Origin of the sequence: Amnibacterium sp. CER49, assembly GCF_029846255.1 — a bacterium.
GTDB lineage: Bacteria > Actinomycetota > Actinomycetes > Actinomycetales > Microbacteriaceae > Amnibacterium.
On record NZ_JARVWQ010000001.1, the window covers coordinates 1,445,403 to 1,458,085 of the forward strand.

Sequence of the window (12,683 nt, forward strand, 5' to 3'; positions counted from 1 at the left end):
CATGGGGGCGTGCCGAGCGACCGCGAGCAGCTGATCGACTTCATCCGCTCCGAGGCGGTGTTCCACGGCGACTTCACCCTGACCTCGGGCAAGAAGGCGTCGTTCTACGTGGACCTGCGCCGCGTGAGCCTCGACCACCGCGTCGCCCCGCTCATCGGCCGGGTGATGCTCGACCTCGTCGCGGGCGTGCCGGATGTCGCGGCGGTCGGCGGCCTCACGATGGGCGCGGATCCCATCGCGTCCGCGATCCTGCACCAGGGCGTCGCCCGCGGCGCCGCTCTCGACGCCTTCGTCGTGCGCAAGGAGCCGAAGGACCACGGTCGCGGACGCCAGGTCGAGGGCCCCGACGTGCGCGGCAAGCGCGTGATCGTGGTCGAGGACACCTCGACCACCGGCGGCTCGCCGCTCAAGGCCATCGAGGCGCTCGAGCGCGAGGGCGCCGAGATCGCGGCCGTCGCGGTCGTCGTCGACCGGTCGACCGGCGCGCGCGAGGTGATCGAGCAGGCCGGCTACCGCTACCTCGCAGCGCTCGACCTCGCCGACCTCGGCCTCGAGGGGTGACCCGCCCCCTCGACGCGGGGGCGTCGGCACCGCTCGCCCTGGTGACGCGGAGCGGCTTCCCCGAGTCGGTGCACGTCGGCGCGGCCGTCGTGCAGGACGCCGACGGCCGCGAGCTGCGCCGCGTCGGCGACCCGGAGCGGCTCGTCTACCCGCGGAGCGCGCTGAAGCCGTTCCAGACCGTGGCCGCGCTCCGGGCCGGGGCGCGGTTCGCCGACGCCCAGGCGGTGGTCGTCACCTCGAGCCACGGGGGCACCCCCATGCACGTCGACCTCGTGCGGCAGGTGCTCGCCGATGCGGGGCTCGACGAGTCGGCGCTGCAGACGCCCGAGGCGTGGCCGTCGTCGACCGAGGCCGCCCGGGACCGCGTGCGGCAGGGCCTCGGCCCCGCCCGCATCGTCATGAACTGCTCCGGCAACCACGCCGGGATGCTCGCCGGCAGCGTCGCGGCGGGCTGGTCCGTGCACGACTACCTCGACCCGGGGCACCCGATCCACGCGCTCGCGGGCGACGTGATCGCGGAGCACGGCGGGGTGGGCCCCGCGCATCGGGGCGTCGACGGCTGCGGCGGCCCGGTGTGGGCGATCCCGCTCACGGCGCTCGCGGCGGGGTACCGGCGCCTCTTCGCCCGCGAGCGGGCGCTCGCCGCGGCGATCCGTGCGCATCCCGACGTGATCGAGGGGCGCGGGACCCCGACGAGCCGGGCGATCGCCGCGGTCGGCGTCGTCGCGAAGTCGGGGGCCGAGGGCGTCTTCGCCGCCGTCGCTCCGGACGGGACGACCGCGGCCGTCAAGGTGCTCGACGGCTCCGGGCGCGCGCCCGCCGCGATCGCCGTCGCGCTGCTCGCCGCCGTGGGCGCGATCGACCGCGACGACGCCGACGCGTACCTCGACGACCGGGCACTCGTCGTCGAGGGCGGCGGGCGTGCCGTGGGCAGGATCCAGGTCCTCTAGGCCCTCGGCCGGTTCAGGCCTCCTCGACGGGTCCGCGCGGCAGGGCGCGGACCGCCGGCACGGCGAGCACGCACGCCGCTGCCGCGACCCCGGCGACCGACATCGCCACGAGCGCGGGCCGCAGCCCGAGCAGCGCGGCGAGGCCGCCGCCGAGCACGTTCCCGACCGGGATGAGCCCTGTGCTCGTGAGGTAGTCGTAGCTGGACACCCGCGACAGCGCCTGCGGCGGCACGTGCTCCTGCAGGCTCGTCTCCCACAGGGTGAAGCAGCCCGTCACGCAGATCCCGGCGAGCAGCTCGAGCGCCGCGACGACCGGGACGCCGAGGCCGCTGCCGATGACGGCCGCCTGCGTCGAGGCGCCGAGCAGCGCCAGGGCGCCGATGCGCAGCGCCCTGGGGGGTCGCCAGCGGAGCAGGACCAGGTCGCCGATCAGCGAGCCGATCCCGAACGCGCTCGTGATGACCGCCCACCCGGCGGCGCCGCCGAAGTCGCGCTCCGCGAGCACCGGCCCGAGCACGAAGATCGAGGGCAGCACGAGCACCGAGTAGGCGCTCCAGCCGGCGAGGAACGCGAGCACCCAGGGTCGGGTGCGCACCTCCCGCCAGCCGCCGCGGAGCCCTTCCAGGAACCCCGGCGCCTGCTCCGACGATGCGGCCACCGCGGCGGGACGGAGCCGCGACACCGCGGCGACCATGACCGCGAAGGTGACGGCGTCGAACGCGAAGCCGGCGCCGGGCCCCGCGAGGGCGACGAGCAGGCCCCCGACCGCGGGTCCGGCGATCGAGCCGACGGAGTAGGTGGTGCCGCGCAGCGCGTTCGCGCTCTGCAGGTTCCGGGGCGCCACGACCGCGGGGACCAGGCCCGTCATCGCGGGGGAGGCGAACGCGTCGGCCGCCCCGTAGACCGCGGCGAGCACGACGAGCTCCGGCACGACGGCGACGTGGGTGAGCAGCAGCACCGCGCCCACGGCCTGCACGAGGCAGCGGACCGTGTCGGTGGTGACGAGGATCCGCTTGCGGTCGAACCGGTCGGCCCAGACGCCGGCGGGCAGGGCGAGCAGCACGAACGGCACGAACTGCGAGACCGACACCGCGGCGACCTCACCCACCCCGCCGCCGACGGCGAGCACGGCGAACGGGAGCACGAGCATCGTGACGCGGTCGCCGAAGATCGACAGGGCGAGGCCCGTGAAGAGCAGCCGGAACTGCGGCTCCTCGCGCAGCGCCACGGGCAGGCGCAGCCGCCGCCCGGCGGGCGCGGGCGGGAGCGGCGGGAGGCTCACCGGTCCGGCACGGGATCGACGAGGTCGGCGACCGAGTCGAGCACCTCGTCGGGGCGGAACGGGTAGCGCTCGATCGACGACCTGCTGCTGATGCCGGTCATCACGAGGATCGTGTGCAGCCCCGCCTCGATGCCCGCCTGGATGTCGGTGTCCATGCGGTCGCCGACCATCGCGGTGTTCTCGCTGTGCGCGCCGATGCGGTTCATCGCGCTGCGGAACATCATCGGGTTCGGTTTGCCGACGACGTACGGCTCACGGCCCGTCGCGCGGGTGATCATCGCGGCGACCGCCCCCGTCGCGGGCAGCGGACCCTCGGGGCTCGGACCGGTCGCATCCGGGTTCGTCGCGATGAACCGGGCGCCGCGATCGATCAGCCGGATCGCCTTCGTGATCGCCTCAAACGAGTAGGTGCGGGTCTCGCCGAGCACGACGAAGTCCGGAGCCGTCTCGGTCATGATGAAGCCGGCCTCGTGCAGCGCCGTCGTGATGCCCGCTTCGCCGATCACGAACGCGCTGCCGCCGGGGATCTGCGCCTTGAGGAAGTCGGCGGTCGCGAGCGCCGAGGTCCAGAGCGACTCCTCCGGCACCGAGAGCCCCGACGCCTTCAGCCGCGCGGCGAGGTCCCGGGGCGTGAAGATCGAGTTGTTCGTGAGCACGAGGAACCGCTTGCCCTGCCGCGTCCACTGGTCGATCAGCTCGGGTGCGCCCGGCACGGCCTGGTTCTCGTGCACGAGCACGCCGTCCATGTCGGTCAGCCAGCAGTCGATGTCGTCGCGCCGCACGGTCACGGCTGTCGACGCTAGCGGGACGGGCAGGCCGATGTGCCAGCAGGGGGCGATGGGCGCGCTCGCCGGCCATCCGCAGTCCGCGATGCTCGTCCCAGCACTCGTACTGCGGCACCCTGCTCGAATCGGGGGTGCGCATCCACCGCTACCCCGGGCCGGCGATCCTGCACGCGAAGCAGGTCACCGTTGACGACCTCGCCACGGCTCACCTCGGCGCTGCGGTGACCGCGACCTGCCCGAGCCGCTCCGCCATCACGGCCACGGCGTCGGCGCTCTCGTCCACGAGCACGAACCGGCGGCCGAGCGCTGCCGCGGCGGCGCCGGTGGTGCCGCTGCCGGCGAAGGGGTCGAGCACCCAGTCGCCGGGCTCCGACGAGGCCGCGACGATGCGGCGCAGGATCCCGAGCGGCTTCTGCGTCGGGTAGCCGGTCTTCTCGGCGCCGGTCGGCGAGACGATGGTGTGCCACCAGACGTCGGTGGGCAGCTTGCCGCGGGCGGCCCGCTCGGGCGTCTGCAGGCCGGGCGCCATGTACGGCTCGCGGTCGACCGCAGCGGCGTCGAAGTGGTACCGCTCCGGGTCCTTCACGTAGACGAGGATCGTGTCGTGCTTCGGCGGCCACCGCCGCGTGGTGCGGGCGCCGTAGTCGTAGGCCCAGACGATCTCGTTCAGGAACGAGTCGCGGCCGAAGAGCGCGTCGAGCAGCACCTTCGCGTAGTGCGCCTCGCGGTAGTCGAGGTGCAGGTAGAGGGTGCCGCGGGCGTCGAGCAGCCGGTGGACCTGCTCGAGGCGCGGCTCGAGGAAGCCCCAGTAGTCGGCGAACCGGTCGTCGAAGGCGGCGGCGAGCGTGCGGACGCGCTCGTACGCCGTGCCGCCGAAACCCGCGGTCCCGCCGTCGGAGCGGGTGCTCGTCACCCGGTGCCGCTCGCGCCGGACGCCGGTGTTGAACGGCGGATCGAGGTACGCGAGCCGGAACGAGGCGTCGGGCAGGGCGGTGAGCACGGGCAGGTTGTCGCCGTGCACGACGAGGTCCGGGCCGTTCGGCGACCAGTGCATCAGCCCTCGAGCAGCACCTTGCCGGTCGTGCGCCGGCCCTCGAGGGCGCGGTGCGCCTCGCCGGCGTCGGGCAGCACGAACGTCGCGCCGACACGGACGTCGAGCCGGCCCTCCGTCACCGCGCCGAACAGCTCGCGGTAGCGCCAGGCACGCTCCTCCGGCGTCTGCAGGAAGTCGCCCATGGTCGGCCGCGTGAGCACGAGCGAGCCGCCGCGCATGAGCCGCGTCGGATCGATGGGGGGCACCGGGCCGGACGCGGCGCCGAACAGCGCGAGGAGCCCCCGCGGGCGGAGGCTCGCGAGGGACCCGTCGACGGTCGTGGCACCGACGCCGTCGTAGACGACGTCGACCCCGTTGCCGCCGTTCAGCGACCGGACCCGGTCCGCGAAGCCGTCGTACTCGACCACCGCGTCCGCGCCGGCCGCCTGCGCGAGGTCGCGCTTGGCGTCGCTGCCGACCGTGGTGAACACGATCGCGCCGCGAGCCTTCGCGAGCTGGATGAGCAGCAGCCCGACGCCGCCCGCGCCGGCGTGCACGAGCAGGGTGGTACCCGCCTCGACGGGGTGCACGGACGTGAGGAGGTAGTGCGCGGTGAGGCCCTGCAGCGGCAGGGCGGCGGCGGTCTCGTCGTCGACGCCGTCCGGCACGTGCGCGGCGGCCGCCGCCGGCACGATCGCGAAGCGGGCGTAGGTCTCGCGGCCCTCGGCGGTCGCGACGCGGTCGCCGACGGCGAAGCCCGCCACGCCGGGGCCGACGGCGGCGACGCGGCCCGCGCCCTCGGTGCCCGGCACGTGCGGGAACGCCACCGGGTAGGTGCCGGTGCGGCGGTACACGTCGACGAAGTTCACGCCGGTCGCCGCGAGCTCGACGAGCAGCTCCCCCTCGCCGGGTTCCGGCACGTCGCGCTCGGCGACCTCGAGCACCTCGGGTCCACCCGCCCGCGACGCCTGCACCACCTGCATCCGCTCCGCCATGCCTCCCAGTCTGGCGCGGCTCCGGCCGGGGCCCGACGCCTAGCATCGGCCGGTGCCACCCGTCCGCTGGCTGCTGCTCGACATCGGCGGCGTGCTCGAGCTCGTCGACGACGGGGACTGGCCGCGCCGCTACCGCGACCGCTGGGCCGCCCGCCTCGGCCTGACTCCTGAGGAGTTCGACCGCCGGCGCGCGGGCGCCCACCTGCCCGACTCCACGACGCGATCGGGCGTCGAGCAGGAGTGGTGGACGCGCCTCGGCACCGCCGTCGGCGCCTCGGGCCCGCTGCTCGTCGAGATGCGCGCCGACTTCTGGGACGCCTACTGCGGCACCGCGAACACCGAGCTGCTCGCCGCGCTCGCCGCGCTGCGCGGTCGCGTCGGGCTCGCGATCCTGTCGAACTCCGGCGACGGCGCCCGCGAGGAGGAGGAGCGGCGGTACGGCTTCTCGCGGCTCTTCGCGCCCATCCGGTACAGCCACGAGACCGGCGTCGTGAAGCCGTCCCCCGAGGCCTTCACGTCCGCGCTCGACGCGCTGGGCGCGGCGCCGCAGGAGGTGCTGCTCGTCGACGACGCGCCCGCCAACGTCGACGCGGCCCGTGCGCTCGGGATCCGCGCGCACCTGCACGAGGACAACCCCGGCACGCTCGCGGCGATCCACGCGGCTCTCGCCGACCGCTGAGCCCTGCGCGGACGCATTACCGTCGGCGTATGGACGGTCCGGAGCAGCCCGCACCGACGCCCGAGCTCACGACGCACGGTGTCGGACCGTGGCCCGGCGGCCGCGCGGCGTGGCCGGACGACGTGCGCTACGACCCCGAGCTGCTCGAGCGCGGCGACACCCGCAACGTGATCGACCGCTACCGCTATTGGCGGATGGACGCGATCGTGGCGGACCTCGACACCCGCCGGCACCCGTTCTCCGTCGCCATCGAGAACTGGCAGCACGACCTGAACATCGGCTCGATCGTGCGCACCGCGAACGCGTTCGCGGCCGAGACGGTGCACATCGTCGGCCGGCGGCGATGGAACCGGCGCGGAGCGATGGTGACCGACCGCTACCAGTACGTCGTCCACCACGACGAGATCGGCGGCCTGCGCGCGTGGGCGAGCGAGCGCCACCTGCCGATCGTCGCGGTCGACAACGTGCCGGGCGCGGTGGCGGTGGAGACCTTCGCGCTGCCCGAGCGCTGCGTGCTGCTCTTCGGGCAGGAGGGGCCCGGGCTCACCGAGGAGGCGGTCGCGGGCGCCGATGCGCTCGTCGAGATCCCGCAGTTCGGCTCCACCCGGTCGATCAACGCCTCCGCGGCGGCGGCGATCGTCATGCACGAGTGGATCCGCCGCTGGGCCCGCCCCTCCTGAGGAGGACTCCGCAGGGAGTCGCCACCTCCTGCGACCTGGAGGCCCTCGGGGTCGCAGGAAGTGGTGGGAGGCGGGGCTAGCGGCGCGGCTCGCGGGTGCCGCGGAGCACCTCGAGGCGGGCGCGGTACTCGCGCTCGTCGATGTCGCCGTTCGCGAACCGCTCGCCGAGCACCTGCTCGGCGCTGCGGCCCTGCGCCCACGGCGGGCCGCCGGCGGCCGCCCAGCGGCGCCTCGCACCCCGGCCCACGAGCAGGACGACCACGACGATCAGCGTGAACCACAGCAGGGGGATCAGGAAGAAGAAGGGGAAGAAGGGCCATCCGGGATGGACGGCGGCGAGGGGGAGCATGAGCGGTTCCTTCGGGAGATCGAGACGCGACCGGTCGGCCGCGAGGCAACGCTCCCGCGCCGACGCCGGCACGGCATCCGCCGCCGGGAGTCATCCGGCCTGCATCCCGGGGAGCACGGCGTGCAGGGTCAGTCGCTCCAGCCGGCCCGGATGAGCCCGGTCTCGTAGGCGACCACGACGAGCTGCGCGCGGTCGCGGGCCTGCAGCTTCGTGAGGATGCGCGATACGTGCGTCTTCGCGGTGAGCGGCGAGAGGAAGAGCCGCTGCGCGATCTCGTCGTTCGTGAGCCCGCGGCCCACCTGCGCGAGCACCTCCCGCTCGCGCTCGGTGAGCACGTCGAGGCGCTCCGGCCGCTCCGGCGCCCGCAGCCCGGCGGCGGCGCGCTCGAGGAGCCGCCGCGTGGGCCCGGGGCTGAGCAGCGCGTCGCCGGCGGCGACGACCCGGACGGCCCGCAGCAGGTCGGCCGGCTCGGTGTCCTTCACGAGGAAGCCGCTCGCACCCGAGCGCACGGCCTCGGCGACGTACTCGTCGAGCTCGAAGGTGGTGACGACCACCACGTGGCAGCCGGCGAGCGCCGGGTCGCCGACGATGCGCCGCGTGGCCTCGAGGCCGTCCATGCCCGGCATGCGGATGTCCATGAGCAGCACGTCGGGCCGCTCGCGGCGGGCGAGCGCGACGGCCCCGTCGCCCGTCGCCGCCTCGCCGACCACCTCGAGATCCGGCTCGGCGGCGAGCAGCGCCCGGAAGCCCGCCCGGATGAGCGCCTGGTCGTCCGCGATCCCGACGCGGATCACGAGGCCTCCGGCAGGGGGAGGCGCGCCTCGACGAGCAGCCCGTCGGGCGCGGGGTCGAGGTCGAGGGTCCCGCCGAGCAGCGCTGCGCGCTCGCGCATGCCGGTGATGCCGTTGCCCTCGGCGATGGGCGCGGGCCGGACGCCGCCGCTCGTGCGGATCCGGGCGACCGCGGCGTCGCCCTCGCGGCAGAGCTCCACGGCGACGGCGGTCCCGGGGGCGTGCCGCCGCGCGTTCGTCACCGACTCCTGCACGATCCGGAACAGCGCGAGCTGCACCGGCTGGGGCGGTCGCGGCTCGAGCCGGTCGTCGAGCGTCACCCGCTCACCGGCCGCGACCGACTCGGTGACGAGCGCCGGCAGCGCCGCGAGGCCGGGCTCTGGGCGCCGCGGCGCGTCCTCGTCGCCGCGGAGCACCGCGAGCGCGGCGCGCACCTCGTCGAGGGCCTCGCGGCTCGCGCCGCGGATCGCCTCGAGGGCCTCGACGGCGGCCTCGGGCCGCGCCCTCGCGAGGTGCAGGCCCACCCCCGCCTGCACCGTGATCGAGCTGAGCGAGTGGGCGAGCACGTCGTGGAGCTCGCGGGCGATGCGCACCCGCTCCTGCTCCGCCACGATCCGGCGCCGCGCCGACTCGGCTGCCGCCCGCTCCCGGCCGCGGGCGACGCGGGCGCGCACGCCCTCGCCGATCCCGACCGCGACGACGAGCAGCAGGACCTCGCCGAGCGCGCGGACGGCCGCCAGCGGGTCCGTCGTGAGCACGAGCTGGAGCACCGGCAGCAGGAGGGCGCCCCCCGCGGCCGCGAGGGCCCACCATCGCGCCCCCTGCGCGGCTGCCGCGACGACCCCGACGAGGAACGGCAGCAGCGCGAACGGCGGCACGGGCACGAGGAGCAGACCCGCGATCGAGGTGGTCCCGGCGACGACGACGGCCGGGCCCGGCGCGCGGCGTCCGAGCACGAGCAGGGCCGCGGTGCCGAGCAGCGCGCAGGCGAGGTAGGCGACGGCGCGCCCCGGGGCACCGTGCGAGGCGGTCCATCCCGCAGCGCCCGCCTGCAGCAGCAGCGCCGGCGCGAGCGGCCAGGTGAACCGCCGGCGCGGCAGCGCGGGATCCGGGGAGGGAGGCGTCGCCGCTCGATGTGCGCACGCGTCCACGGCGGCACGCTAGCGACGCGCGCCCCCGCCGGCATCCTCCACAGGGAGTAGACCGACCGCTCGGTGGGAGCAGCGGGTGCGGAGCGTGTCCGGGCGGTGCCACCCTGGAGGGGTGACCGACGTGCTCGAGGAGACGCGGCTCGAGGAGCGCCTCGAGCTCGGCAAGCCGTGGACGCTCGTGGTCTGGGACGACCCCGTGAACCTCATGACGTACGTCACGTGGGTCTTCCGGAGCTACTTCGGCTTCCCGAAGCCGAAGGCGGAGCGCCTCATGATGCAGGTGCACACCGAGGGGAAGGCCGCGATCCTGTCCGGCACGCGCGAGGAGATGGAGCGCCACGTGGAGGCGATGCACGGCTACGGGCTGCAGGCGACCCTGCAGCAGGTCGACTGAATGCGGGTCCTCGGCGAGTTCCAGCGCCACGGGGACGTGATCGAGCGGCGGTTCACGAAGTCGGAGCGCCGCATGATCGCGAACCTCGCGGTCACCACCGCATCCGCCCTCGAGGACGTCGGCGGGACGGGGGCGCTGCAGGACCCGGTCGTCGCCCGTCTGCTGCCCGCGGCGTACGCGGACGACCCCGTCGCCGCCGAGGAGTTCGCCGACGCGACCCGCGAGCGGCTCGCCGAGGGCAAGGTCGAGGGGCTGCGCAGGCTGCCCGCCGACCTCGAGGCGGCCCCGGGCGGGGTGCTGCGGCTCGGCCCCGACGACGCGGTGGTCTGGCTGAAGGCGCTCGGCGACCTGCGGCTCGCGCTCGCCGAACGGGTCGGCATCGACGAGGTGCAGCGCGGCGTCCACACGCCGCAGGGCATGCTCTACGCGTGGCTCACCTGGCTGCAGGGCAGCCTCATCGACGCCGTCGACGCGTGACCGGGCGGCTGCTGCAAGGCCGTTGACTTCTCCGGCGAGCAGCAGGACGCCGCGTCCGCGGCGCTACTGGGCCGATATCGCCGCAGAACGCCCCTCCCCAGTCACTGTCCAGGCGACGGGGACCCGCCTCCCCGCTGCTTGTCGGGAGGCACCCAGAGGGGGATGGTCCGGTAGGGGGTCGAACGAGGCGCACGCCTGCCTGCCGCATATCGGCGGCCCGCACGCCTCTCGGATCAGGAGACATCATGACGAGCGACCCCACTGACGACAGGGTCTACCCGGCGACCCCCATCTACGACGAGGCCGTCATCGCGACCCCGGACTTCGCCGAGCCCGCCACGACGCCGGGCGGATCCGGCTCCCGCACGGAGCAGGCCAAGGCCACCGCGAGCCAGGCGAAGGACACCGTCACCGGCACCGCGAGCCAGGCGGCCGGCACGGTCAAGGAGACCGCGGGCCAGGCGAAGGAGCAGGCCGCCCAGGTCGCCGGCACCGCGAAGCAGGCGGGCCAGCAGGTCGCGGGCACCGCCGCCGACGCGGGGCGCCAGGTCGCCGGGACCACGAAGGAGCAGGCGCAGCGCGTCGCCTCCGACGCGATCAACCAGGCCCGCGAGCTGTACGGGCAGGCCACGACCGAGCTGTCCTCGCAGGCCTCGACGCAGCAGGACCGTCTCGCGCAGACGATCCGCACCTTCGGCCACGACCTCGAGCGGATGGGCCGCGGCGAGCAGGTCGACTCCGGGCTCGCGTCCGAGGTGGTCCAGAACCTCTCGCAGCGCGCCCATCGCGTCGCCGAGTTCTTCGAGACCCGCGAGCCCCGTGAGGTCGTCGACGAGGTGCGCCGCTTCGCCGCCCGCCGCCCCGGCCTGTTCATCGCGCTCGCCGCGACCGCCGGCGTCGTCGCCGCACGGCTCACGAAGGCGCTCGTCGCCGAGTCGCACAACGACCAGGGCGCGTCCGGCACCACGGGCTACGGCGCGACCGGGTACGAGACCGGTTACGGCAGCAGCACCTACGTGGGTGGCGCGGAGCCGTACGGCACCGACGTGATCGTGCCCGAGCCCGGCTACGGCACGGGCGTCGCGGGCGCCGGCTACGAGACCGTCGAGACGATCGAGCCCGCCGGGTACGAGACCGGCTACGCCACGGGCGCCCAGCCGCTCGAGTCCGAGTACGGCACCGGCTACGACACCGAGGCCGGCGCGGTCGACGAGGGCGGCGTGCTGCCCGGCACCGGCTACGGCACCGAGGACGACGGCTACGGCACGACCGGACGCACCCGATGAGCATCCCGGGCGACCCGCGGGGCACCAACCCCGCCGTCTCGGTCAACCCGCGTGGGACCGATCCCGTCGCGGAGGAGCGGGCCGCGACCACCCCGATCGGCGAGCTGCTCGCCGACGTGAGCCGTGACCTCTCCCAGCTCATCCGCCAGGAGGTCGAGCTCGCGAAGGCCGAGATCACCGACTCGGCGAAGAAGGCGGGCAAGGGGGCGGGCTTCCTCACCGGAGCAGCCGTCGCCGGCTACTTCGCCCTCCTGTTCGTCTCGATCTTCGTCTGGTGGGGCCTCGGGGTGCTGTTCGAGTTCCCCGCCGGCCTGATCTGGTCCGCCCTGATCGTCGCGGTGATCTACGGGATCGTCGCGGCCGTGCTCGCCGCTCGCGGCCGGCGCGACCTGCAGGAGATCAAGGGTCTGCCCCAGACCGCCGAGACCGTTAAAGAGATCCCCCCGACCCTGAAGCCTGGAGGCCACGCATGAGCGACCCCGACACCATCCGCGCCGAGATCGAAGCGACGCGGGCGAACCTCAGCACGAACGTCGATGCCCTCGCCGACAAGGTGAGCCCGCACCAGATCGCCCACCGGCAGACCGAGCGGGTCAAGGGTCGCCTCCGCGGCGTGCAGGAGTCGATCATGGGCAGCGTCGAGGACGCCCGCGACCACATCGCCGGCGCCGGCAGCAGCGTGGCCGACAAGGCGCGCTCGGTCGGTCACGGCACCTCCGGCACGGCCTCCGACGTCCGGGACGCGGCCTCCGCGGCCGGTTCCAACGCGGTGAGCACGGCGAAGGGCCACCCGCTCGTGGTCGGTGGCATCGCCTTCGGCCTCGGCTGGCTGCTCTCCTCGCTCCTGCCTTCGACGGAGTCCGAGCAGCGGCTCGCCGTCGCCGCGAAGGACAAGGCCGCTCCGCTCACCGACAAGGTGAAGGAGGTCGCGAAGGACGCCGGCCAGGAGGTCGCCGAGCACCTGAAGCCCGCCGCGCAGGACGCGGTGCAGTCGGTCAAGGGCACCGCTCAGGACGCGGCGCAGACCGTCAAGGGCGAGGCGCAGGCGGCCGCGCAGGACGTCAAGGGCACCGCCCAGGACGCCGCGCAGGACGTGAAGGACCAGGCGCAGGACTCCGCCCAGACCGTCAAGGGCCAGACCCAGGACGCGGCCCAGCAGATCAAGGGCCAGGCGCAGGGCGCCGGCCAGGACCTCAAGGGCCAGGCGCAGGACGCGAGGGACAACCTGCGGTCCTGATCGCTATCGATGGAGGGCGTCGCGACTTCGGCC

The 12,683-nt window shown here is 74.8% G+C and carries 16 protein-coding genes; 9 read left to right on the top strand and 7 right to left on the bottom strand.

Annotated features, from left to right (window positions below):
- Window positions 1-9: 9 nt before the first annotated feature.
- Window positions 10-561, top strand: a complete 552-nt coding sequence (gene pyrE, locus QDR37_RS07045) for an orotate phosphoribosyltransferase (RefSeq protein ID WP_279712905.1) — start codon at window positions 10-12, stop codon at window positions 559-561.
- Window positions 558-1,511 (top strand): asparaginase, encoded by a 954-nt coding sequence (locus QDR37_RS07050; RefSeq protein WP_279712906.1) that lies wholly within the window; start codon window positions 558-560, stop codon window positions 1,509-1,511. The genes pyrE and QDR37_RS07050 overlap by 4 nt, the downstream gene beginning before the upstream one ends.
- Before the next feature lie 13 nt (window positions 1,512-1,524).
- Here QDR37_RS07050 and QDR37_RS07055 read toward each other — a convergent pair whose 3' ends face one another.
- The 4 genes from QDR37_RS07055 to QDR37_RS07070 form a co-directional block, all read right to left on the bottom strand.
- Complete coding sequence (locus QDR37_RS07055; RefSeq protein ID WP_279712907.1) at window positions 1,525-2,793, bottom strand: MFS transporter; 1,269 nt, start codon at window positions 2,791-2,793, stop codon at window positions 1,525-1,527.
- The gene (locus QDR37_RS07060) at window positions 2,790-3,581 is read right to left on the bottom strand and encodes an HAD-IIA family hydrolase (protein WP_279712908.1); all 792 of its coding nucleotides are present in this window, start codon (window positions 3,579-3,581) and stop codon (window positions 2,790-2,792) included. The genes QDR37_RS07055 and QDR37_RS07060 overlap by 4 nt, the downstream gene beginning before the upstream one ends.
- A 202-nt stretch (window positions 3,582-3,783) precedes the next feature.
- Entirely contained in the window at window positions 3,784-4,632 is an 849-nt protein-coding gene (locus QDR37_RS07065; protein ID WP_279712909.1) for a site-specific DNA-methyltransferase, read from the bottom strand.
- Window positions 4,632-5,606: a quinone oxidoreductase gene (locus QDR37_RS07070; protein ID WP_279712910.1), complete on the bottom strand. Its 975-nt coding sequence runs from the start codon at window positions 5,604-5,606 to the stop codon at window positions 4,632-4,634. Before QDR37_RS07070 ends, QDR37_RS07065 begins: the two co-directional genes overlap by 1 nt.
- A gap of 52 nt (window positions 5,607-5,658) precedes the next feature.
- Here QDR37_RS07070 and QDR37_RS07075 point away from each other — a divergent pair, with 52 nt between their 5' ends.
- Window positions 5,659-6,285, top strand: a complete 627-nt coding sequence (locus tag QDR37_RS07075) for an HAD-IA family hydrolase (RefSeq protein WP_279712911.1) — start codon at window positions 5,659-5,661, stop codon at window positions 6,283-6,285.
- A 29-nt stretch (window positions 6,286-6,314) separates the two neighbouring features.
- Window positions 6,315-6,965, top strand: coding sequence for an RNA methyltransferase (locus tag QDR37_RS07080; RefSeq protein WP_279712912.1), 651 nt, complete (start codon window positions 6,315-6,317; stop codon window positions 6,963-6,965).
- Between the two features lie 76 nt (window positions 6,966-7,041).
- Here the strand turns inward: QDR37_RS07080 and QDR37_RS07085 are convergent, their stop codons facing one another.
- From QDR37_RS07085 to QDR37_RS07095, 3 genes are all read right to left on the bottom strand, one after another.
- Window positions 7,042-7,314: a hypothetical protein gene (locus QDR37_RS07085; protein WP_279712913.1), complete on the bottom strand. Its 273-nt coding sequence runs from the start codon at window positions 7,312-7,314 to the stop codon at window positions 7,042-7,044.
- 128 nt (window positions 7,315-7,442) lie between these two features.
- The gene (locus QDR37_RS07090) at window positions 7,443-8,108 is read right to left on the bottom strand and encodes a response regulator transcription factor (RefSeq protein WP_279712914.1); all 666 of its coding nucleotides are present in this window, start codon (window positions 8,106-8,108) and stop codon (window positions 7,443-7,445) included.
- Window positions 8,105-9,256: a sensor histidine kinase gene (locus tag QDR37_RS07095; RefSeq protein ID WP_279712915.1), complete on the bottom strand. Its 1,152-nt coding sequence runs from the start codon at window positions 9,254-9,256 to the stop codon at window positions 8,105-8,107. The genes QDR37_RS07090 and QDR37_RS07095 overlap by 4 nt, the downstream gene beginning before the upstream one ends.
- A gap of 112 nt (window positions 9,257-9,368) precedes the next feature.
- Between QDR37_RS07095 and clpS the strand changes: the two genes are divergently transcribed.
- From clpS to QDR37_RS07120, 5 genes are all read left to right on the top strand, one after another.
- A complete protein-coding gene (clpS, locus tag QDR37_RS07100) occupies window positions 9,369-9,650 on the top strand; it encodes an ATP-dependent Clp protease adapter ClpS (protein ID WP_279712916.1) in 282 nt (93 codons plus the stop codon).
- Complete coding sequence (locus QDR37_RS07105) at window positions 9,651-10,127, top strand: DUF2017 family protein (RefSeq protein WP_279712917.1); 477 nt, start codon at window positions 9,651-9,653, stop codon at window positions 10,125-10,127.
- Window positions 10,128-10,372: 245 nt separating this feature from the next.
- A complete protein-coding gene (locus QDR37_RS07110; RefSeq protein ID WP_279712918.1) occupies window positions 10,373-11,413 on the top strand; it encodes a hypothetical protein in 1,041 nt (346 codons plus the stop codon).
- On the top strand, window positions 11,410-11,886 hold the full coding sequence (locus QDR37_RS07115; protein ID WP_279712919.1) for a phage holin family protein: 477 nt from the start codon (window positions 11,410-11,412) through the stop codon (window positions 11,884-11,886). Before QDR37_RS07110 ends, QDR37_RS07115 begins: the two co-directional genes overlap by 4 nt.
- The gene (locus QDR37_RS07120; RefSeq protein ID WP_279712920.1) at window positions 11,883-12,650 is read left to right on the top strand and encodes a DUF3618 domain-containing protein; all 768 of its coding nucleotides are present in this window, start codon (window positions 11,883-11,885) and stop codon (window positions 12,648-12,650) included. The genes QDR37_RS07115 and QDR37_RS07120 overlap by 4 nt, the downstream gene beginning before the upstream one ends.
- Window positions 12,651-12,683 lie beyond the last annotated feature (33 nt).

Coding starts and splice junctions, on each gene's coding strand:
- QDR37_RS07065 (WP_279712909.1), bottom strand. CDS start 4,632: ATGCACTGGTCGCCGAACGGCCCGGACCTCGTCGTGCACGGCGACAAC.
- QDR37_RS07070 (WP_279712910.1), bottom strand. CDS start 5,606: ATGGCGGAGCGGATGCAGGTGGTGCAGGCGTCGCGGGCGGGTGGACCC.
- QDR37_RS07080 (WP_279712912.1), top strand. CDS start 6,315: ATGGACGGTCCGGAGCAGCCCGCACCGACGCCCGAGCTCACGACGCAC.
- QDR37_RS07085 (WP_279712913.1), bottom strand. CDS start 7,314: ATGCTCCCCCTCGCCGCCGTCCATCCCGGATGGCCCTTCTTCCCCTTC.
- QDR37_RS07105 (WP_279712917.1), top strand. CDS start 9,651: ATGCGGGTCCTCGGCGAGTTCCAGCGCCACGGGGACGTGATCGAGCGG.
- QDR37_RS07110 (WP_279712918.1), top strand. CDS start 10,373: ATGACGAGCGACCCCACTGACGACAGGGTCTACCCGGCGACCCCCATC.
- QDR37_RS07115 (WP_279712919.1), top strand. CDS start 11,410: ATGAGCATCCCGGGCGACCCGCGGGGCACCAACCCCGCCGTCTCGGTC.
- QDR37_RS07120 (WP_279712920.1), top strand. CDS start 11,883: ATGAGCGACCCCGACACCATCCGCGCCGAGATCGAAGCGACGCGGGCG.